Origin of the sequence: Mesorhizobium sp. M0296 (assembly GCF_040321675.1) — a bacterium.
GTDB lineage: Bacteria > Pseudomonadota > Alphaproteobacteria > Rhizobiales > Rhizobiaceae > Mesorhizobium.
In genome coordinates this window covers 39,889-59,146 of the sequence record NZ_JAMYRZ010000007.1, presented here as the reverse complement: position 1 = coordinate 59,146, position 19,258 = coordinate 39,889, and the positions used below count along the sequence as shown (strand labels likewise).

17 protein-coding genes and 1 riboswitch are annotated in these 19,258 nt (G+C 60.4%); of the genes, 4 read left to right on the top strand and 13 right to left on the bottom strand.

Going from position 1 to position 19,258, the window contains the following annotated elements:
• Positions 1–4 precede the first annotated feature (4 nt).
• The 5 genes from NKI97_RS09435 to NKI97_RS09415 all read right to left on the bottom strand — a co-directional run bounded on the left by NKI97_RS09435 (position 5) and on the right by NKI97_RS09415 (position 5,429).
• Positions 5–1,261: an O-antigen ligase family protein gene (locus NKI97_RS09435; protein WP_352833712.1), complete on the bottom strand. Its 1,257-nt coding sequence runs from the start codon at positions 1,259–1,261 to the stop codon at positions 5–7.
• Complete coding sequence (locus NKI97_RS09430) at positions 1,258–2,481, bottom strand: glycosyltransferase family 4 protein (RefSeq protein ID WP_352833710.1); 1,224 nt, start codon at positions 2,479–2,481, stop codon at positions 1,258–1,260. Before NKI97_RS09430 ends, NKI97_RS09435 begins: the two co-directional genes overlap by 4 nt.
• A gap of 338 nt (positions 2,482–2,819) precedes the next feature.
• Complete coding sequence (locus NKI97_RS09425; protein ID WP_023675609.1) at positions 2,820–3,053, bottom strand: Trm112 family protein; 234 nt, start codon at positions 3,051–3,053, stop codon at positions 2,820–2,822.
• A 292-nt stretch (positions 3,054–3,345) separates the two neighbouring features.
• Positions 3,346–4,629 carry a hypothetical protein gene (locus NKI97_RS09420; RefSeq protein ID WP_352449685.1) on the bottom strand — a complete coding sequence of 428 codons (1,284 nt, stop codon included), beginning with the start codon at positions 4,627–4,629 and terminating at the stop codon, positions 3,346–3,348.
• 89 nt (positions 4,630–4,718) lie between these two features.
• Positions 4,719–5,429, bottom strand: a complete 711-nt coding sequence (locus NKI97_RS09415; RefSeq protein ID WP_352679332.1) for an AAA family ATPase — start codon at positions 5,427–5,429, stop codon at positions 4,719–4,721.
• Between the two features lie 425 nt (positions 5,430–5,854).
• Here NKI97_RS09415 and NKI97_RS09410 point away from each other — a divergent pair, with 425 nt between their 5' ends.
• The 3 genes from NKI97_RS09410 to NKI97_RS09400 all read left to right on the top strand — a co-directional run bounded on the left by NKI97_RS09410 (position 5,855) and on the right by NKI97_RS09400 (position 10,629).
• Positions 5,855–6,676 (top strand): class I SAM-dependent methyltransferase, encoded by an 822-nt coding sequence (locus NKI97_RS09410; RefSeq protein WP_352833707.1) that lies wholly within the window; start codon positions 5,855–5,857, stop codon positions 6,674–6,676.
• A gap of 94 nt (positions 6,677–6,770) precedes the next feature.
• On the top strand, positions 6,771–7,880 hold the full coding sequence (locus NKI97_RS09405) for an acyltransferase family protein (protein ID WP_352449688.1): 1,110 nt from the start codon (positions 6,771–6,773) through the stop codon (positions 7,878–7,880).
• A 664-nt stretch (positions 7,881–8,544) separates the two neighbouring features.
• Positions 8,545–10,629 carry a calcium-binding protein gene (locus NKI97_RS09400; RefSeq protein ID WP_352833704.1) on the top strand — a complete coding sequence of 695 codons (2,085 nt, stop codon included), beginning with the start codon at positions 8,545–8,547 and terminating at the stop codon, positions 10,627–10,629.
• A gap of 160 nt (positions 10,630–10,789) precedes the next feature.
• Here NKI97_RS09400 and NKI97_RS09395 read toward each other — a convergent pair whose 3' ends face one another.
• Both NKI97_RS09395 and NKI97_RS09390 read right to left on the bottom strand, forming a co-directional pair.
• Entirely contained in the window at positions 10,790–11,773 is a 984-nt protein-coding gene (locus NKI97_RS09395; RefSeq protein ID WP_352743514.1) for an aldo/keto reductase, read from the bottom strand.
• A 10-nt stretch (positions 11,774–11,783) separates the two neighbouring features.
• The gene (locus NKI97_RS09390; protein WP_156937304.1) at positions 11,784–11,939 is read right to left on the bottom strand and encodes a YjiS-like domain-containing protein; all 156 of its coding nucleotides are present in this window, start codon (positions 11,937–11,939) and stop codon (positions 11,784–11,786) included.
• Positions 11,940–12,174: 235 nt separating this feature from the next.
• On the opposite strand from NKI97_RS09390, the gene NKI97_RS09385 reads away from it, so the two are divergent.
• Positions 12,175–13,044, top strand: a complete 870-nt coding sequence (locus tag NKI97_RS09385; RefSeq protein WP_352449691.1) for a LysR family transcriptional regulator — start codon at positions 12,175–12,177, stop codon at positions 13,042–13,044.
• A 160-nt stretch (positions 13,045–13,204) separates the two neighbouring features.
• On the opposite strand, the gene NKI97_RS09380 is transcribed toward NKI97_RS09385, so the two are convergent.
• The 6 genes from NKI97_RS09380 to NKI97_RS09355 all read right to left on the bottom strand — a co-directional run bounded on the left by NKI97_RS09380 (position 13,205) and on the right by NKI97_RS09355 (position 18,720).
• The gene (locus NKI97_RS09380) at positions 13,205–14,014 is read right to left on the bottom strand and encodes an MBL fold metallo-hydrolase (protein WP_352747570.1); all 810 of its coding nucleotides are present in this window, start codon (positions 14,012–14,014) and stop codon (positions 13,205–13,207) included.
• A 185-nt stretch (positions 14,015–14,199) separates the two neighbouring features.
• Complete coding sequence (locus tag NKI97_RS09375; RefSeq protein WP_352449783.1) at positions 14,200–14,391, bottom strand: YdeI/OmpD-associated family protein; 192 nt, start codon at positions 14,389–14,391, stop codon at positions 14,200–14,202.
• A 63-nt stretch (positions 14,392–14,454) separates the two neighbouring features.
• Positions 14,455–15,669 carry a helix-turn-helix domain-containing protein gene (locus NKI97_RS09370; RefSeq protein WP_352833701.1) on the bottom strand — a complete coding sequence of 405 codons (1,215 nt, stop codon included), beginning with the start codon at positions 15,667–15,669 and terminating at the stop codon, positions 14,455–14,457.
• A gap of 146 nt (positions 15,670–15,815) precedes the next feature.
• Complete coding sequence (locus NKI97_RS09365) at positions 15,816–16,586, bottom strand: type 1 glutamine amidotransferase domain-containing protein (protein WP_352833698.1); 771 nt, start codon at positions 16,584–16,586, stop codon at positions 15,816–15,818.
• On the bottom strand, positions 16,583–18,082 hold the full coding sequence (locus NKI97_RS09360; protein ID WP_352833696.1) for an aldehyde dehydrogenase family protein: 1,500 nt from the start codon (positions 18,080–18,082) through the stop codon (positions 16,583–16,585). Before NKI97_RS09360 ends, NKI97_RS09365 begins: the two co-directional genes overlap by 4 nt.
• A complete protein-coding gene (locus tag NKI97_RS09355; RefSeq protein WP_352449697.1) occupies positions 18,079–18,720 on the bottom strand; it encodes an NADPH-dependent F420 reductase in 642 nt (213 codons plus the stop codon). Before NKI97_RS09355 ends, NKI97_RS09360 begins: the two co-directional genes overlap by 4 nt.
• A gap of 381 nt (positions 18,721–19,101) precedes the next feature.
• Positions 19,102–19,217, top strand: a riboswitch (guanidine-I (ykkC/yxkD leader).
• Positions 19,218–19,258 lie beyond the last annotated feature (41 nt).

Genomic DNA, 19,258 nt, shown 5'->3' with positions numbered 1-19,258 from the left:
GCCATCACCTCAGGTCGCTAGAGGTTGCCGAAATCGTTCGCGGCGTTCCGGCAACAAGGCAAATGGTAAGCGCAAACCACACGATTGGATGGCGGATGATCAGATGTGGCATTCCGAAGATGACGATCGACACCACCAGCACGAACAGGGCATCGAGCTTCGCACGCCATGCGCATAAAGCCGCCGCGCCGACAATCCAAGCCAGGGCCAGGACCGCAACCAAACCACCTTGAGTGTACAGATCGAGAATCGTGTTGTGAGCCTCGAAAGGCCGGGGCAGAAATTGGCTGTAGGAAATGGGCGGGCGCTCCAGATGCGGGCCAGGACCAAGGCCCAGGGATCCTGACGTTAGGCCCTTGGCCAATGCATCTCCCCAGAGATGGATTCGAAGTGCAGCGGTTTCGGCGGTCGCTTCGCCGCCCTTGTCCTTGGTAAGACTCAAGGCGAACTGTTCGACGCTGCCCACCTCCGTGACGATGTAAGGCGTCATCGACATGGCCAACGGAAGGAAGCCAATCATCAGCAGGAGGGTAACTTGCCGGGACAGGCTGACCTTGCCGTCACCGGCTGCGAGCCATGTCCGAACCCGCAGCCCAAGAAATATCAGGCCGACCAGGACCGTCGTGTAAAGATAGGTATCACTCTTCGTCAGCCTTCCGACATAGATGGTCAGGATAAGGCTGCTGAGCCCGGCCAACCTCGCCCACGGCTTGCTTGTAGTCGTCGCAAGATGCAAGGCGAGCGGACCAAGGAGTGCGCAATAGAGCGCGAGCTGGTTGGGGTTCTCGGACCAGCCTCGGAAGCGATCCCAGTACCAGGGATCGACGCCGGATTGGTGGATCCAACCCCATCCAAGTGCCAGCTGAACAATAAAGCATGCATTCGCAATAGCGACCACCCACCAGGCAGCACTGCGCAGACGGCGATCCGCGTCGGGCTCCGCGGCGGCGAGGCAGGTGACGCAGATCAGCAGCAGGTAGGCTACCACATCGTGCATCACCACCGACAGATACAGTACCGTAGTCAGGTAGCCAACGATGGTGCCAATACCCAGAGCGAGCGTGATGATCAGCCAGAAGCCCGCAACACGGATCAGGGCGGGCCTGACTACCAAGTGACCGCCGGCGAGCACCCGCCCGATCGACAGCATGATCCAAAGCGCGAGAAACAATTCGCCATAACCGTAGGGCAAGCCCGGAACTGAGAGCTGCGCCGCATACGACATGGCCACGCCGCAGGCCAGGATCGCGTCCCGGATCATCGGCGCGCTCCACCCGATCCGCGGTTTGCAGCAGGCTCTTCAAGCAACACCGGCGATGCCGGTCGAGCGAAGCCGCCCTGGGATTTGGCACTAAGGACATTGTCGTAGAGATCGCAATATTGCTCGACCACCCAGGGCAGCGAGAACTGCGTCCGGACGAGCTCGACAGAGCGAGCGCCCATGGTCCGTCCTTTCCGGCGGTCGGACAGGACCTCTATAATTCGAGAGGCAAGGCCGTTCGCATCGTGCGGGGGGACGAGATGGCCGTTCCATCCGTCCTCGACCACCTCATTGCAACCAGGCATCATCGAGGCGACGATAGGCAATCCCGCGAGCCCTGCTTCCAGCAGGACGCGCGGAATCCCTTCTCGGTATTGTGTTGGAAAGGCGAACAGATCGGCCATGCCAAGAAGGGCAGGAACGTCGCGTCGTGGACCCAAGGCGATGACATGCGGCACATGTCGATCGATCTCAGCCTTGTCCACTGCAAATGGGCCCTCGGATTCCAATGGGCCGACAAGCACGAAACGGGCATTGGGCCTTTCCGACAGGATGCGAGGGACTGCCTTGAGGAGTGTCGGGATGCCTTTCTGGCGCGTTAGCCGGCCGACAAAAATTACGATCTCGGCGGATTGGAGCCCAAGCTCTTCGCGCATTTTCATCGCCGACGGGGCAAGATGCCTTGCCATGGCGAACGCATCGACGTCGATTCCAGAACTGCGGATCACTCGTCCGCTGCCGCGTCCGATCAGTCGGTAGCGTTCAAAGAATGCCTGATCGTCCCGATTCTGGAACACCGTAGCCGCCGTCCATAACGACGAAAGCCATTGCAGTCCGCAAAAGATTGGGCGCAGGGCAAGGGCGCGCGGTTCCAGGGACGAGAACGTCCAGCCCAGACCGTTGATAGTGCGCACGACTGGAACGCTTCCGCGCACCGCAAGTGGCGTCACCAGGTTGGGCTTGGTGTCGAAGCTTTGGATAATGTCCGGCCGGAGTTCCGCCATCAGCTTTCGAATGGTTCTGATGGCGGCCCATTCTCCGCTGCTGCTGGAAAATCGGTCGAAACCGTAGCTGCGATGCGGAATGCCATGCCGCAGGAATGCGGCTTCACCGCCGCTCGACACCGCAGTAACACAGAATCCCTTCTCTCGCAGCGACATCAAGAACGGAATTCGCAGGGCATGATCCTCGCCTCCGACACACACCAGATGCGGATTCATCCTGCGTCTCCTGACCGTTCGCTGTAGCCCGATCGCGCGAAGTGGCCGGCCCTTGAATTTGCTTTCATGGTGTTGGTTTCGCTACCCATCTCGCCCAGGTCACGGTAGGGGCAGGTCTTGCCACTGTCCTCGTCTGTTTAAATGACGCAAACCCCTGTCCCGGCAGCGGGCCGCCGTACCCAGCCGGTTCAGGTCGCCGCGCCTTGCATCAAAGAGGTCGGCACTGCCCGGGTGCCGAGCGCAGAGTGGTCCGCAGACAAACGGCTCGCGCTCCGCGGCACACTTTCCTGTCATTGCTGGCTGTCGTCGGAAAGCCGCCTACTTTAGCGCGGCTCCCATCATCGTCTGGATGCGCGAAGTTTGACCACGCGGGAGGTGATCGTCCGTGCCTCCGAGGCTAGCAGGATTGGAATGCCGTCGCGAACCGGATAGGCAAGTCCTGCGCTCTTCGAAACGAGTTCATCGCGATCCGAATCCCAGGCAAGTGAGCCCTTGGTCATTGGGCATACCAACCATTCTAACAACTCAGGGTTGAAAGAGGCATTCTCTTCGGCTCGCTTATCCGTATCCATCTGCTGTTCCTTTCTCGGCCGTGACATCAACAGTGTGCTCCGGCGCGAGCGCCCTTGGCGATACAAGCCGTCACCCGACGTCATCGCTGTAATTCGTAGGATTCCGGCAAGGCTCATAAGCCTTGCAAACTGCACAATCACGCTAGGTGCAGGCTTGGCCACTGTCGTCGTCCGTTTGAATGAATCGACATCGAACGGAGCCGTATGGCGGCGAAGTTGAACGTGAGGCGTTAAAAGCGTGAATGGAGCAAGCACGATCGGCGATATCGCCATAGGCGACCGGAAGGTTTCGTTATTGAAGACCGCTCGCGGCTAATGCTCTCGAGCCGGTGTCTGATCCTTCCGGCCAGTCAATACGGGCGACGAAATCGTAAACCGGCCCGCCGGGTACTCCCCAATTGCTTGACCAGATCACCTGTGAACCGTCCGGGGACGGCGAGGCGTGGGTCTCACTCCAGTAGTCGAATGGAACGTTCTTCGTCTGCACAATGCGCCGGACCTCTCCGCTGCCGTCGATGCGCAACGCGATGACTTCCCGCGCATACGGCGCCCAAGCCGGATATTTCGATACTTCGTCCGGATTGCCCGAATAGGTAAGGAACACCCAACCGGGCCTGTCCAGCGACCTGAGCGATGCATGCTGTGCTTCACCATATCTCATGAGCGAGGTGACTTTCCCATCTGACAGCCTTCGCTTGATCACCTGGTATATGTCTGGATCGGACTTACTGATCCCCACATAGATTTCGCTGCCGTCGGCATCGACGGTCATGTCGCCATGGCCAGGCCGATGATGCTCAGTCCATTTCTGGCGCAGAACGCCGTCAACAGAAAAGATGAACGTCTGTTCAGTGTCGTCTTTCAGGTTCTGAATGCATAAGATGTTGACGCCCAGCGGCGAGATTGAGCAGGCGCCGTTGGCTCCGACAAGCTGTGCGAGATCGATTTCCGGAAATTTCCGCCGCTGTCTGAGATCGTAGGCAAAGACGACCGCTTTGCCGTCCCGGCGAACCGCGCGTACGGCAATACGGCTGCCATCACGGCTTGGATTACCTTTGTATGGCCCGAACTGGAGATTGCTACTGTCAGCCGAAACAAACAGGACCTCCTCATGATTGGTGCGTGGCGCCCAGGTCGAGATTTTCCGACCACCGACGCAGATCATCAGGTCGGGATCGTGAGGATGCCATTCGCATTCGGTCGATCGATCACGGCGAAAAAGCGGGGCGTAGGTGCGCCCATCCAGGAAGCATAAGCCGCCGCAGCCGTTGCTGATGACAAGAAGGCTCTGATCCGAATTCCAGGCCTGGGCGCTCGAATAGCGGTGGCTGCAATATTTGCTCCCGCATGCGATGCCGGCGCCGAGGATTCCGGGTTTGGTTATTCGGGTGAAAGTTGTGCCAAATGCCGCATCCTTCGCGGCGTGCAGGTAATCCGGCAGGTCCATGGCTACCGGCGCGACGAACTTTGTCGATGCGACGTCCTCTCCACTCACCGCCCCGTGGATAACTATGGATATCGCGCTGACAGCAGCTAACGTCAACGCCAAGGCAGTCTGGTAGCGAGAAAAGCGCATGTCATGTCAACTCGCGCGGTTCCTTTTCAATAATTCGATTTTCCATATTATTGGATATCTCTTTGTCGACGCTTCAAAACCGCATCTCTCTAAGCTTCAACTCTTTTAAATTTCGCCCGCGTCGCGCCGAACTTGTCGACTACTCCACGCGCTATCATTTCTGTGGCGGCTGTGAGCCCGTTCGAATCTAAACTTTCGACGCAAGTTGTTGGCACGGGAAACGATCCAAGTTGTTCCCCAATGAGATTAACGTGGTCAATATGATCAAGACTGCTCTGCAGATCGACTTCGAGGAACTTCTGAATGATACCGAGGTTACGCCGGCGTTCCTTCAGACGGACCTCTAGAATTTCCCTTGGCGCCTGCAATCGGACAAGCAGATCCGGTTTGGGTAGAAGCTCGAGCGCGCGCGACACCCTTTCACGATCCGTTACGCCGCTGAACAAAACCAGTGAACATACGAATTGCACCATACCCTGGTCAAAAATTGAGATCGTGTCATTGGACGCTATTGCCGCGCGCCAAGCTTGAAGAAGAGCTTCAAGATGCCAGTTCAGGCGAGCCGCCCACAGCTCATTCTTGGGTGGAAGAATCTTAAGCACTTCTGCACCGAGAGAACGCTGTCCGATCCACTTTGAATGCAAGCCGGAGACCAGTTTGAAGGCGGCCCTTCTAACCGGATGTCGGCGGTCACCTGTCTGCAAAACAACACAGTAGCCCTGAGCTCGCAAAACGTGCACCAGCTCGGACGCTAACGTCGTCTTACCAGCACCGGACGGCCCAAATAGCTCCAAGATCATCTTTCAATCCAGACTGAGGGAAGCCTACTGGCAGTGACGTCATGTCCATTTGCTGAAGCGAACGCTCATCTCTTCCTGGGATGTCTAGCCGACGAGCCAGGAATCCGCGCCATCCGTATGAATGACGGTGTGGTCACGTTAGGATATCGACGGACGCCAAAATCGTGAACGGAAGGAGTGCGTTTCGGTCACTATCCTTCCGGATTGCCTACCGTCCGTTTACCGCTCCGTCTCCGAAAGGGGTGTGCAGTAGCCCTATTCCCCAGCACACTTCCGCGAGGGCGCGGCAGTCATGAGTTCGGCATGTCTCATCCGTTCGAGGGATGCAAGACACCCAGCCTTCTGGAAACCTTCTCTGTGATGGACGCAGCCAACTGGCCGTTTATCCCCTCTATCGCCAATAGGGCAGCTTGGTCGGCTATCCAATGAACGTGTCGGACAAAAATCTTCGATCTCATCTGCGGGAGAAATCGTATGAAAGCAGGCATATGAGCGAGAACCTCGAGCCACATCAGACGGCAGCGGCAAATACGGCTATACCTGCCAATTACAACGCCAAGGTCGCGGCAGTCGCGGCCTATGAGCTCCCGACAAAACAGAGATATCAAGATCCGGGTTTTGCGAGCTGGTACCTGAACGGCTATGCAGGCCGGTTGAAGCTGTCCACCGTTGCGTCATACGTCATTGCGCGACGGGAGCAACGCTGCGTCGCCAAGGCGCTGGAGAGGTGCAGCCCGCCTCCATCTCAGGTGCTCGATATCCCATGCGGAACCGGGAAGCTGGCCGGCGTGCTGGGCCAGCATAATTGTCGGGTGCTGGCTGCAGACATTTCAATGGAAATGATGGCCTTGGCTAAATCAGCATATGAAGGTCAATCCGGATTTCGGGGATTCATCCGATGTGACGTGACGCAGCTGCCGTTCGCCGACGAAAGCTTTGACACGGTGGTCTGCCTTCGCCTCATTCACCTTATCCCGCCACATCTCAGGCGCGACATTATCATTGAGCTCGCGCGCGTTGCCAGCCGTCGCCTGATCGTATCCTACGGCCTTGGCACCCGCCTCCAGAGAATACGGCTAAGGCTGCGGAAGATGATCACCGGAAGGATGTCGGCGCCTCATCCCGTCAATCTCACCGTTGCACGACAGGATTTCGCGGCGGCGGGGCTCAAGCTGGTACGCTCTTTTAGCGTCCTGCGGTTCCTGTCCTGCGAGCAGCTGTTCGTACTTGAGAAGGTAAAGGCTTGACCTGCCGCCGGTTTGCAGTCTTCGCGTTAGCACTGGTATTGCGGATCAGGCCGCTGATGGGTGTCAAAAGCTGAAACGGCTGTGGGAGGTAGCTGTGGAACCGGCAGGCAAGGCCATTCCGGCGCGCATGGCATCACTCGACCTGCTGCGCCTGGCTGCAGCCCTCGCGGTCGTGCTCTTTCACTATCTTTTTGGCGGCGCGATCGCGGGCAATCTCGACGTGGAATATCCTGCCGCAGCACCTTACGCCATCTACGGCTATCTCGGCGTCAATCTGTTTTTCCTGATCAGCGGTTTCGTCATCGCGTGGTCGGCCGAAGGTCGAACCTGGCAGGAATTCGCGGTCGCCCGCTTCGCCCGGCTTTATCCCGGATTCCTCGTCTGCATGACCGCGACGTTTGTTGTTCTCGTCGTCGCCAAAGATCAGCGTTTTCCGACCGATGTTCCAACCTATGTAGCCAATCTTTCCATGTTCGCCCGCCTCTTCGGCAGGCCGTCCATGGATGGCGTCTACTGGTCGATCATGCTCGAGATCCTGTTTTACGGCTGGGTTGCAGTGCTGATCTTTGCCGGCGCCTTTCAGCGCTGGAAAATACCCATCGCGGCCATCTGGCTCGCAATTTCGGCAACCAACGAGTTCTTCTTTGGGAACCCGGTGATACGCATTCTCTTCATTACAAACTATGCGCCTTTGTTTGCCGCGGGCATCCTCGCGGAAGACATCGTTGCAAGGGGCCGTTCACCGGCTGCGTTCCTGTTTCTTGCCGTCGCGTTCCTGGTGTCTTGCCAGACCGCAATGTTCTCTCATAACTGGATGCAGGAGCACTTTGGCGCAGCCATTTCGTATCCTGCTCTCTTCACCGCCAACATGGTGGTCTACGGAGTCTTCGCTGGCGCGATATTGCTCCGCTCCGTGATTGCTCCATCCAAGGCTATCATGATGCTCGGAGGGTTGACTTATCCGCTGTATCTTTTGCACCAGTATATCGGCTACATTTCGCTTAACGCGCTGGCGCCTCATGTCGGCAAGAACGCCGCATTCTTCGTCGTGTTGGCCGGGGTCCTCCTTGCCTCTTTTATCGTCTGGCGCTTCATCGAGACGCCGGTACGCAAGCCGCTCGTCCGCGCCCTGGTGTCTGGGATATATCGCTTTGCACCAGCCTCGCGGCCAATCCGGCAAACCTCTTCCGCGCGAACGTCATGATCAGGAGCTTTCGGCGGATGCCGCAGAAGATGTTTGAGTCCAACCGCCGCCTCGCGGAAAAGGCAACTGGGTAGCCCCACGACGCCTGCGTAAGCGAATACATGATCTGTGGGTCAATCCGCAGGCGAGCAGCAGGCCGGCGATCAGGCGAGACAGCACCGGGGTTCCTTCCAAGCCGCCGATGTTGCACGGCACCGCTGTTGCGGCAATGCCGGCTGCGAGGCGCATTCGCATTTCGGAGAGGCGCCGTCTAGATCGGCAGCTTCGTCGATTGCGTCACATTTTGTTCTTGCTTTGTGCCGGCAGCTATGCTAGTAATTTGGGTACTGTGCAGATTCGCACTGACGACCCGCCGGTAGGCGGGTTTTGTTTTTGGTCTGGTTTTCAGATTTCCCGGCCGTCCTGCGTCGGACGGCTTCTCGACCGCGCCATTCGAGCCAAGCTCCACACGGTCGGATCAAGTCAGCCGAGTCTTATCCCGAATAGAACCATCCTTGGCTGGTCGTCGATACCGTTGCGGAAACGAGTTCGAAGGGAGCGCCCCTCCAACGCTCAATCCTACTTCAAACCTCAATATTTCTGTCAGAGGGTGTCGGTATGTGATTTGGCGCTAATATACGCCGTCTGTAAGTAGGCACGGTCGAAACAGAAAAAGGAATATTGGATGACAACTCTGCATTACACGTCAGGTGGATCGGGCACGGAAATTGCGCAAGCCGGATTCAATCTGGCCGACGTTTCATCTGTTGACCAACTCAATGCGCTGCCGGACGGTATGAAGGGCTTGGTCTACCTCAACGAAACCGACGGAGCGACGTCGTCCTTTATCGACAAGATCACGCCTTTCATCGGCAATCCGAAGCTGTTCGGATTCTTCCTGGTCGACGAGCCGGATCCCACCGGCCAATGGGGCACCTACGCCTCCGCCGCGAATCTGAAGGCAGAATCCGACTGGATTCACGCCAATGTGCCGGACGCCAAGACCTACATCACGATGATGAGCTTGGGGACGTCGGCGAATCCGGATTTTTCGGGCACGTACAATCCCGCCAATACCGGTATCGATTACTACGGCGTGGATGTCTATCCTGTCCGCACGGATGGCGCGGTCGACTATAACATGATCGACAAATTCGTCGCTGCCGCTCAGGCATCGGGCATCCCGACGAGCAAGATCATTCCAGGCTACCAGACGTTTGGCGGTGGCGACTATAACACCGACATGGGTGGCAAATATGTCGTGCCCACCGCCGCCCAGATGGAAACCATGATGGACCACTGGGCCAAGCTGGTTCCGTCACCCGCCTTCGAGTACGCGTACGCCTGGGGTTCACAGCGAGGCGACACCGCGCTTGAGAGCTCCCCGGAACTGCAGGCCGTTTTCCGGCAACACAATCTCAGCACCGCCGGGACTGCTCCTTCCGAAGCTGCGGCCACCGATCCCATTTCTACGGTCCCTTCCGAGGCCACCACCGGCGATAGCACCTCGACCGCCACAGCCCCTTCCGAAGCCACCTCCAGCGGCGGCACCTCGACCGCCACAGCCCCTTCCGAAGCCACCTCCAGCGGCAGCACCTCGACCGCCACCGCCCCTTCCGAAGCCACCTCCAGCGGCAGCACCTCGACCGCCACAGCCCCTTCTGAAGCCACCTCCAGCGGCGGCACCTCGACCGCCACAGCCCCGGCCGAAGCCACCTCCAGCGGCGGCACCTCGACCGCCACCGCCCCTTCTGAAGCCACCTCCAGCGGCAGCACCTCGACCGCCACAGCCCCGGCCGGGACCATCACCGGCGGCAGCACCTCGACTGCCACCGCCCCTTCCGAAGCCACCACCGGCGATAGCAATCATGGCAAGACCACGCTTTCGCATCTCCTCGCCGGCAACGGCGGTTCGACCACTACCGCCGCCTCCGGCGCTACCGCCAGCGATGGCAGTCATGGCAAGACCGCGCTATCGCACCTCCTCGCCAGCGACGGCAGTTCGACTACTACCGCCGCCCCCGGCACTACCGCCAGCGATGGCAGTCATGGCAAGACCGCGCTGTCGCCCCTCCTCGCCAGCGACGGCAGTTCGACTGATACCGCCGCCTCTGGCGCTATCACCGGCGATGGCAGCCATAGCAAGACCGCGCTTTCTCACCTCCTCGCTAGCGACGGCAGTTCGACTGCTACCGCCGCCTCCGGTGCCAGCACCAGCGATGGCAGTCATGACAAGACCGCGCTTTCTCACCTCCTCGCCAGCGATGGCAGTTCGACTGACACCACCCACGATAATGCCGGCGACAAGGTAAGCGAGGGCAGCAGCGTTGACCGTATATTGGCCTCGTTGAGCCATTCTCTTTCGGCCGGCTCGGAACTTCTCCCGACCAACGATCCATCCGACAAGACGGCAACCAGCCTGATCCGCCACGGATTCGCGCAAACCGTCCAGCCCGATGAAAGTGTGGGCGCCCAGGCAAAAAACGGCGCCGCCGCCGAGATCATGTCTGGCCACGGAGGCAACGATGCCTTCGACTTCAGCAAGCTTCAGGACAAGCTCCACCTCGATCAAGCCGCTCTTACCGAGCTTAAGTCGGGCGGGCTTTCATTGCATACTTCCCCTGCTGGTACGGCCACGGATGATGGTTCCCACCACATCATCTTTGACAGCTCAACCGGGTCGCTCTCTCTCGACAGCGACGCGGTCGGCGGCGCAACTCAAGCGCAGCTCGCTACCCATCTCCCGTTGCAGCATCACTCTTTGATCTGAAAACCGGAGCGGCGGACCTTCAACTCGAGCGTGTCCGCCGCTCCGTCCGTGTTCAATTGCGCCACGGAAGCTTGACTAAGAAAAATGCGATATCGGCAGACATCAGAGAGATCGAAGTTGGTCGCATTATCGCCAATGCGAATTCCGGATTCACCACACCCTACGCAGTCTCGGCAATTTTCAGCACTGCGTCGATCTCGGCCATCACCGTTGCCGGCAGCGGCCCTTTCTCCAGCGCACCGAGATTGTCCTCGACCTGCTCGGGCCGCGTGAAGCCGGGAACCGGCAAGGCGATTGCCGACTTGGCGAGTATCCAGCCGAGCGCGCCTTGCGCAAACGTGCGTCCGCCCGAGCTGAGCAGGTCGCGGATTGCCGAGAGCCTTGACAGATAATGCGGGTTGGCGGCGCCATCCCTGAAAAACACCATCCATTCGGCATTCCCGCCGCGCACATCGTTGGTGGGCAGCCGCATGGCCGGCGTGTATTTGCCGGTGAGCAGCCCCATTGCCAGCGGCACCCGGCTGAACGAGACGAGGTTCTCGCGCGCCGCAACGGCCATCAGCTCGTTCGCCGGGGTAAACACATTGAAGTCGTTCTCTACGGCGACGAACCCCTCGCGCGGCGCGTAGGCGGCAAGCCGTTCGCGGTGATCGGTGCTCCAGCCGAAGCCGCCGATCTTGCCCTCCTGGCGCAACAGGCCGAGCGTATCGAACACCTCGCCGGCGCGCTCGATCGGATACTCGTTGATATGTAGCAGCACGACGTCGATACAATCCCGCTGCAGGCGCTGCCGCGAATTGTCGATCGATGTCCGGATTGCCGCGGCAGAGGCATCCTCGGGTGCGATCTTACGCGTTTCGGGATCGCCGAAATAGCCGACCTTGGTGACGATGACGGCTTCGTCCTTACCCCTCAACGCCCGCCCGAGGATCAGTTCGGCATTGCCGGCGCCGTAGGCGGCAGCCGTGTCGAACACCCGCGCGCCGATCTCATAAGCCATCGCCAGCGCGGCTTGCGACCTGATATCGTCGACCTCGCCATAGATTGTCGCCGTGTCACGCCAACGCGCGGGGCCACCTGCCGCCCAGGTGCCGATGCCGATGCGCGGTACCGAGCGGCCATCCCAAAGCATCATCATCTGCATGCCCGGCTCCTCAACGACGCAAGCTGGCGTGGCGGGCACGCTCGCGGATCTCTTCGCGAGAAATGCCGGCGTCCGCCAGTGTGCTGTCCCGGGCCTGCCTCAAACTCGCAAGCGTCTGGCGATAGGCAATCCAGCGGGCGAAACGGTATCGAAGTTCATCCAACATGATCGTCTCCTTTGGTACGCAGAATGCCTGCGCGCCTGGGTTGGTCGGAAGCGCAAAACCTCTGCGCCAATCGCATGCGCGATCGAAAGGGTTCAGTTCGCTTCTTGGCCAGCCGAGGCGCTTGTCCCTGTCCCGCCAGGCAGGATTGTCCAACGCCTCCAATGCCTGCATACTTGCGCACGATGCCCGCTTTGCGCTACAGCCACGGTCGCAAGGAGTTTTTCATTTCTGCAAAATGGATATCGGCTGGGACGATCTGAGGTTGTTTCTCGACGTTGCGCGGCTGGGTGGCTTGAGCGCAGCGACGGGAACCACGCGCCTCAGCGCAGCCACCCTTGGACGACGCGTCACCGCGCTCGAAAAGCAGATCGGCGAACCGCTGTTCGTGCGCCAGCAGACCGGCTACCGGCTGACCCCGGTCGGCGAGGAACTGCTGCGGCGCGCCGAAGACGTCGAGGCGGCAATGCAGTCGCTGACCCGCTGGCGCGAGGGAAACCTGCCCGACCGCATTGTCCGCGTCTCGGCCGGGCCATGGACCTCGGCCTTCGTTTCCGCCCATATCGGCGATATCTGGACGGTCGATGACGGCATAAGGGTAGAGCTTGTCACCACCACCGACCGGGTTGACATCGGCCGCCGTGCCGCCGACATCGGCATCCGCAGCGAGCGCCCGACCGAGCAGTGGCTGGCCGGCCGTCAGAGCGGCAAGGTCGCCCACGCCATTTATTCCGGACGTCACCTGATCAACGGCATCGCCGCCGGATTGTTCGTCGGCGTCACCGGCGAAGGCGCAAACATTGCCTCGGCGCGCTGGCTGCAAGCCCATCACGGCGACCGCATCGCCGTACGCGGCAACAACACCCATTCGGTGCGCGAACTGGTGGCCGCCGGCGCCGGCCTTTCGGTCTTTCCGTGCTTCGTCGGTGACGGCGATCCGCGGCTGGTTCGCGTTGCTCAGCCTATCCCCGAACTTGAAACCGACCAATGGATCGTCACCCATCACGAGGAACGTCACTCCCCGCCGGTACGGAAAGTCGCCGACCGGATTGCCGCCTTGATGCGGGGGCACCAGCCGCTGTTTCGCGGCGAGACGCCGATCCGGTAAGCCTCAGGCAGATCGGCCGCCAGTGGATCAAGAATCAGATATTTTGGTGGGCCGGACGATGGTACCGCCGCCGTTGAGGACGCCGGAGTGCGGCGCGCTGCTCGTCGAGATCCTTGCCTTGGGCGAAGAGAGCGGTATAAACCGACCAGCACAGGGCCGCCTATCCGGTCACTCGTCCTCCTGCCGGCTCATAGCCGTATGCTTCGCCCTTACGCACCACGCGACCGATGCCCGGCCAGCCAAGGTGCGCGCCGGCGATCCACGTCCCCGCCTCGGCCGCGTCACTGAAAACCTTTAGGCGGGTTGCGCGCGCGGTCAGCTGATCGTCGTCATAGCCCCAACTGAACGCGGGATTGCCGAACTGCAAGGCCGGCACATGAACGATGTCCCCGAAGAATAGGAAACGGTCCTCGTCCGTGTCGAACGTGTAGCCAGTATGACCGGCAGCATGACCGGGCAAGGCGACCGCCCTCAATCGCTCACCCACCTGGTCGCCATTCTGGACAGGCTTCAGCAGGGGCCGGAACTGCGCAAGGTGCGCGTAAACGAAAAAGCTCCCCACAGCCGCCTCGGAAATTACGATCGCCTTCAAGTTTGGAAAGAGCACTCGGCCGTCGGGGGTCAAAAGTCCGTGCACATGATCCTGATGGGCGTGGGTGAGCGCCAAGACCGTGATCGAAGCCGGGTCGATCTTGGCTTCCGCCATGGCCTGCTCAAGACGCCCCACTGTCGGGGCCCAGCCCCCTCCTCCGCTGTCGATCAGAACGCCGTCAACGCCTGGACCTGCCAGCGCGAAGCAATTGACAGACAGGCGAAGCGCCCCTGCCAACGCAGCTTGCGGCACCGGATTATCCTGCGGGTCCCGCAGAAGGTCCGCCGGCATCTCGATGTAACCGTCCGAGAGCGACCAGACGCGCCACCTTCCTGACGTGCTGCCGAGCACGTTATTGGTTTGCGATGTCACGATCATATGGCCACCTGCCGCAAACGAAAATGGAGGATAGGTTCGATTGTCACTATTTGGCTCTCTGCATCCTCTGCGCAAAAACGTGGGGAAATCGATGAAGATCAATGCGGAAAGCACCCGATCTCGATAGGCCACGGATCGGAAGATGATCGTTGACGGATCTGCTAGCTTCGCGGCGATGCCAGCTCTTATTGCATTCCCATGTAGATTCCTCCCTTCGTAAGCTCGTCAATCATCTGATTTATGCGCTTTCGGCGTGTTTCCGGGTGACGGGCGCGCTCGATCCAATGCAAGTAATCATTGCGCTGATAGGGAGGCCGTTGCTCGAAAGCAGTTATCAGATTTGCGGCCTCGAGCGCTGCACGCAAACTGTCGGGCATCTTAGCCAACGGACGTTTCAGCAACTCACATCTCCGCCATTCGATGCTGGAATAGATCACAAGTCAGCCGTCGCGCCTGCGAGACCGCAGCCGGCCTGGCGACAGCCCTTTCAATCGGGTCACGACGCGATTCATATGGGCCTGGTGAGTGAAACCCGCGTGCTGAGCAATCTCGGCCAGCGGCAGATCGCTATTTTCCAAAAGCTCGACCGCGCGATCAACGCGGCGGCGTAAAATGAATTGATGTACCGGCAATTGCGTCGCCTCGCGAAAGGCGGCGGTGAAGGCGCGTCGTGGTATTCCCGCGATTCCGGCAAGATGGTCGATCGACACCCCCTTTTCCAGATCGCCGTCAATCGTAGCGAGGACCCGGTCGAACCGCTGCGAGGTTAGGACCGGAGACTTCTGCTGCCGCTGGCGTGCATGCCCGAGACGGAGCAGGTTCGCGAAAACCAGGCCCAGCGCCCATTCGCGGACGATCGGGTTGGCTGGCGAGTCGCCTTCGAGGCGTCGGCACAACTCGGCCACCAGCGAATCGCGTATCGGTCGATCGGTCAGGATGACCAGGTCCTCGGGGGTCCCGCCTGCCGATACCAGGAGCCTTGACGCCAGCGCGGAGTCAACGGTGATCATCGTCAGCTCTCGCGGCTCCTCGATCTTGAACCGCGTGGCACGCTCGGGAAGACTGAGCAGCAGGTCGCCGGGGCGGGTGAAAACGCGCCGCAGCCCGCGGCCAAGATCGATCTCTGCATAGGATGAACCGCTGCGAATCACTCGCAGCTGAACGACTCCGGCCGGCGCGTGGCGATAGTCGCCGGCAGGAAAGAACAACCTCTTTGCACTTGCCGCGGTCACCATCGTTGTACCGGGCGTCCGGACGCAAGTTCCTCCAGGACTTCGATGATCGATCGCCGCATCCTCGATCCTTGATGCCCACACTTTTGCCCGTTTGACTGGTCCACCAGGCGCATCATTTGCCAGGGCAGTCAGTTCACCAATCCGGGGCACAAAGATGTTGTGCAGTGTCTGGGTCATAATGCTCATTTCACGCTGAACTTGCAGTTCCTGTGCGGCGGGAAACAATGTGTCCTGCAAGAAGAGCTCCAGGCCTGCCTTGTCGTCCCATATCTCGATGATGCGATAACCATCGTCTGTGGCATGCGCGATGTGCTGGTAGATGCCGCCAGCGGGCCGCCTCTCCACGCCGATCCGATCGAGGATGCGGCTATAATCTTCGGCCGTCAGGCCGGCAATATCAAGTGTCGTCACTACGGCCATGGTTCATCCCCGCTGCTGATAGTGGTTGTTTGAGGTGGAGTTCTTGGACGGACCCCGGATCCTACTGGGCCGATGTCGTTTGGCATCGCCCGCCCTGACGGCGAGTTTGTCTCCCGAACTTCACCGACAGGAGCGGTCTTTGATCCTCAGCCACCGAGCGCCTCGATGACAAGACGGGCGGTCGCCGCTCCGGAGAAGTTCTGCTGGCCGGTGATCAAATTGCCGTCGCGCACGGCAAAATCGCGCCACAGCCCGGCCTGAATATAGTTCGCGCCGAGCGCACGCATCTCATCCTCGATCCGCCATGGCATCAGATGCGTACTGTGCGGCAGCGCGCCCATCTCCCAGACGGCATTGTCGGCGAAGTCCTCCTCGACATTGGCGAACCCCGTAACAGTGCGCCCTTTGGCCAGCAGCTCGCCGGTTGAGAGGCGCGCGTAGCGCAGCAGCGCGACGCCATGACACAAGGCGGCCGCGACCTTGCCGGCCGCGAAAAAGTTGACGAACAGCCGCTGCAGCTCAGTTGCGCCTTCGAAGGTGAACATCGGCGCCTGGCCGCCAGCGACGACGATCGCGTCGAACGCGTCGACCGACAGCTCTGCGATGGGCCGGGTCGTCTCCACCAGCGCCGCCAGTTTCGGCGTCGACAGGAAACCGAGCGAGATCAGATCCCTATCCGAATAGCCGGACGGATCGCGCGGGTCGCTCAACGCATCCGCCTCGCATTTGCCGCCCTCAGGCGAGAAGATCGCGACTTCGTATCCGCGCTCGGTGAAGGCGAGCCAGGGATGAGTTAACTCGCTCCACCAAAACCCGACCGGCCAGCCTGTGGTGGTTGACACAGCCGGGTTTGAAAGGACCATCGCGACGCGCTTTGGACGCAGCGGGTCGAGTGGGTTGGAATCGCGCACGCTCATCGGGCCATCTCGACTGGTTCGCCAAGATTCGCCCAAATCGTCTTGTATTGGGTGTAGCTTTCCCACGCCTCGCGGCCCTGCTCACGGCCATAGCCGCTCATCTTGAAACCTCCGAACGGCGCATTAGGATGGTACTTGTGCCAGCAGTTCAGCCAGACCGTGCCTGCCTTGATCCGGTCGGCGAGCCGCAAGGCGCGGCCGAGATCGCTGGTCTGGATGCCCGAGGCGAGCCCGTAGCTCGTATCGTTGGCGATCCGGATCGCGTCCTCCTCGCTGTCGAATGGAATCACTGGCAAGACAGGGCCGAAAATCTCTTCGCGCGATATCCTTAGGTCGTTGGGCGCATCGGCGAAGATGGTCGGCTCGATGAAGAGGCCCTTGCCGTTCACCTGGCGGGTGCCGCCGCCCGCGGCCAGTCGCGCGGTGCGCTTGCCCTCTTCGACATAGCTCAAGACCTTGTCATACTCGCCCCGCGATGCGATCGGCCCGATCATCGTCGCAGGGTCCAGCGGATCGCCGAGCGTCGCCGACGACGCCATGGCGCTCAGCTTCTCGACGACCTCGTCATAGCAGGCGTGTTCAACCAGCAGGCGCAATCCGGCGACGCAGACTTCGCCCTTGTTCCAGAAGATGCCCCAGAAGGCTGCCTGCATCGCGGCATCGATATCGGCATCGGCGAAAACGATATTGGGACTCTTGCCGCCGAGCTCCATGGTCAGGTGTTTCATCGTCCCGACACCGTTACGCATGATGCCCTGGCCGACGGTGGTCGACCCGGTAAAGGCGATCTTGTCGACGCGGGCATCGTTGACCAGCGCGTCGCCGATGGTGCCGCCCGGGCCGGTTACGAGATTGTAAACGCCTGGCGGCACGCCCGCGTCGAGGATCACTTGCGCCAAGGCGAGGGCCGTCAGGGGCGTGTCGGTCGCAGGCTTGTGAACGACCGTGTTACCCGCCGCGAGTGCCGGCGCGATTTTCGAACAGGACAGCGCGAGGGGAAAATTGAACGGGGTGATCGCAGCGACCACGCCGAGCGGCTCGCGCCGCGTCAGGATCCTGATATTTGGTTCGTAGCTGGTGCGGTAGGCGCCGTCCATCGCGCTCATGGCGAGCCCGCCATGAAAGCGGAACAGTCCTGAGCAGTGCGGCATGATGATATCGCGGAAATCGCGATAGGGCATACCCATATCCATCGCCTCGCGCACCGCGAAATCCTCGGCCCGCTCGTCCATTAGATCGGCGATGCGAAACAGGATTTTAGCGCGCTCCTCATGATGCATCCGCGCCCAGGGTCCTTGCTCGAAAGCCCGCTGCGCGGCCGCGACGGCATCGCTCGTGTCGGTGACGTCCGCCTTCGCAATATCGGTGATCGCCGCGTCCGTGGTCGGATCAAAAGTCGTCGAAGTCTCGCCGCTGACGGCATCGCGCCATTGGCCATCGATCAGCAGACGTCCTACTGGAATCGCCTTGCGCCGCGCGGGTAGATAATCAGTCATGAACCGGTTCCGTCCTGTCGAATGAGATTGAAGGAAATTGTCGGCCCCATCCCGCGCCGATAGGCGAGCTGGACCAATAGCAGCATCATCGGCTCGATCAGGCGCGAGGCCGTGAGATCGCCGACATCGACCGGCATTGTCGGCAGATCGGCGAGAAGCCGGCAAACCGCCGCCTTGGCATCTGCGTCATTGCCGGCGACATAGCTCGTCACCGGATCGCCGTTGAGACGCGGATCATCCCTGTCAAGCAATTCGGCAAAGGTCGGAATGCACTTGACGACAAGGGCGCCCCGCGCGCGCCTCTGAACCTCCTCGCCTACAGACGTAGTAGTGCCTAGCAGCATCGTGGAAAGGTCAGGCGCGACTGCATTGGTATTGTCCCAGACGATCTTGCCCGACAAATCGCCAAGCGCGTCCATCGCCAGCTCGAGAGCCGGCCATGGCGTCGCCAGGGCAATTACGTCGGCCCATCTCGCTACTTCGTCAGGGGCACCGAAGCCAACACGGAGGGTTGCCGCAATTGCGCGCAACTTGCCTTCGTCACGACTGAAGCTGAGGCGAATTTCGTGCCCGGCGAGGCCAAGACATTTCGCCAAGGCCTTCCCGAGCGAGCCTGGTCCGATGATCGCAACTTTCACAACTGCCTCCCGACACGCGATCGGGCTTGCCTAGCATCATTGCGGTCGCGCTTATTTCACGAATTGCCCTTGCACGATCGGGCGCACTCGTCACATGGGTCGGCGCCAATTGGCATCCGGATCCGCCGCGCGCTCACGCCCTTCCCGAACGTGTCCCTATTGGGCATGTATGTGTGGGCGACCATAGAGCAGGGTGCGATCAGCGGAGGTCCCCAGGGCACAAGCCTGCTCATATTGGTTGACGCTAGATTTTCCTTGCCTAATCCGTCGGCGTTGCGATGACTTTTGTGGCATCAGCATAACGCGATTGCCTGCAAATCCGGGGAAAGGCCGCCTCAGGACGGCTTTCCGGACTGGCACGCCCCTTGCTTCGTTATTCACGTGCAGAGCGTCTAGGGTTCCGGCCGTGTCGATCACGGTGCTGGTCCAAGAGACGCGACCGCTTGAGATGCATTGAGGCATCTGGCGGAACACGGCGGGCCAAAATCCCGGGAGAACCCTGCACGGGTTTGCTGGCGCGAACCTCTCCCGGATGCGC